This is a genomic window from Flavobacteriales bacterium, assembly GCA_013214975.1.
Lineage (GTDB): Bacteria > Bacteroidota > Bacteroidia > DT-38 > DT-38 > DT-38.
In genome coordinates, this window is sequence record JABSPR010000347.1 from 1 (window position 1) to 2039 (window position 2039).

Annotated in this window: 1 protein-coding gene; it reads left to right on the plus strand. The window is 37.7% G+C overall.

The genetic code is table 11. The features are described from left to right. Positions 1–1787: M1 family metallopeptidase (locus tag HRT72_11170; GenBank protein NQY68265.1), on the plus strand; the 1787-nt coding region annotated here is incomplete at its 5' end. Positions 1788–2039: the final 252 nt, after the last annotated feature.

The following is a 2039-nucleotide window of genomic DNA, read 5'->3' on the forward strand; positions in this document are numbered from 1 at the left end:
AATGGTGGTACAACATCAACGATAGAATGAAGATTGGAGGTCGTTCTGGATATGAGCACTTCGAAGAGAATGATAACTACTTATATACTATCGCGCAATGGTTCCCTAGAATGTGTGTATACAACGACGTTGAAGGATGGCAAAACAAACAATTCCTTGGAAGAGGAGAATTTACATTGCCTTTTGGAGACTATGAAGTTGCTATAACAGTACCTTCCGATCACATTGTTGGGTCAACTGGTGTGCTGCAAAACGAAAGTAGTGTTCTTTCAAGCGCACAGAGATCAAGACTTAAGGAGGCGGCTAAATCTGATACTCCTATTCTAATCATAACACAAGCTGAAGCTGAAGCAGCAGAGAAAGAAAAGAAGACAGGCGAAAAAACGTGGATCTTTAAGGCTAAAAATGTTCGTGATTTTGCGTTTGCATCTTCTAGAAAGTTTATATGGGATGCTCAAGGCGTTACAGTTGGTGATAAAAACATCATGGCAATGTCTTACTATCCGAAAGAAGGAAACCCTCTTTGGGAGCGCTATTCAACAAAGCTTGTTGCACATACAATTAAGACGTATTCAAAGTTTACTTGTGACTACCCATATCCAGTAGCTATCTCGGTTCACTCGAAATGGATTGGTATGGAATACCCAATGATTTGCTTTAATAGTGGTCGTCCTGAAGCAGATGGAACGTATTCTGAACGTACTAAATACGGAATGTGGGGAGTAATTATCCATGAGGTTGGACACAACTTCTTCCCTATGATTATCAACTCAGATGAGCGCCAGTGGACTTGGATGGATGAAGGGTTAAACACATTCGTTCAATATCTGACTGAGCAAGAATGGGAAAGAGAATATCCTTCTAGAAGAGGCCCTGCTTATTTGATCGCTGATTATATGCGTGGAGATCAAAACTACATCTCTCCTATTATGACCAACTCAGAATCTATTTGGCAATTTGGAAACAATGCCTACGGAAAACCGGCTACAGCGTTGAATATCTTAAGAGAAACAATAATGGGACGTGAATTATTTGACTATTCATTTAAAATCTATTGTGAGAGATGGAAATTCAAACATCCTTCTCCGGCAGACTTCTTTAGAACAATGGAAGATGCTTCAGCAGTTGATTTGGATTGGTTCTGGAGAGCCTGGTTCTTCACGACGGACTATGTTGATATTAGTTTAGATGAAGTTAACTGGTACGAGTTAAACACTATGAATCCAGATGTTGAGATGGCATTCAAAAAAGAACAAGACGACAAATCGGATCAGTTCATTGGAGACACGCGCAACTTGACTATGGTTGATGAGGCTATAAATGAAAAAGACGACAACATCGATGATTTCTATGGTAAACGTGATATCTACAAGGTAGACGCGCTTCACCTCCAGGATTACGAGAAGTTTAAAAAGGATCTTACAAAAGAAGAATTAGAATTGTTGAATTCAGGAAAACAGTTCTACGAATTGAAATTCACGAATAAAGGAGGTATTCCAATGCCTTTAATTCTACGTTTCACATTTGAAGATAATACCTCGGAAGTGATTCGTATTCCTGCAGAAATCTGGAGAAGAAGCGAATTGGAAGTTTCAAAAGTATTTATGTTCGATAAAGAAGTATCCAACATACGATTGGATCCATTCTTAGAAACAGCTGATACAGACTTAAACAATAACTCATGGCCAGAGGAAAGAGCTCCTACGCGTTATGATTTGTTCAAGAAAAAAAAGAAGAAAGAAAACCCTATGCAACGCGACGTTCGTGTTAAGGAGTTAGGTAATTAATATTTGATATTTTTGTTAGAAGCGGCGTTCCTTTTGGGATGCCGCTTTTTGTTTTGTGAATAGACTATTGAGTTACTCAGCATTTAAAATTGTTATCTCCTTAAATCCGCAAGTATCGTATTAGGATAGTTGATTGCTATTTATTAGTAATCAAAAGATGAGAATATTTCTATTTCAACAGTCATTTTCACATGTTTCTAATTTTTATTTTCACTGGCAGACTTTAAATAACTGTAATTCCATTTTCAGATA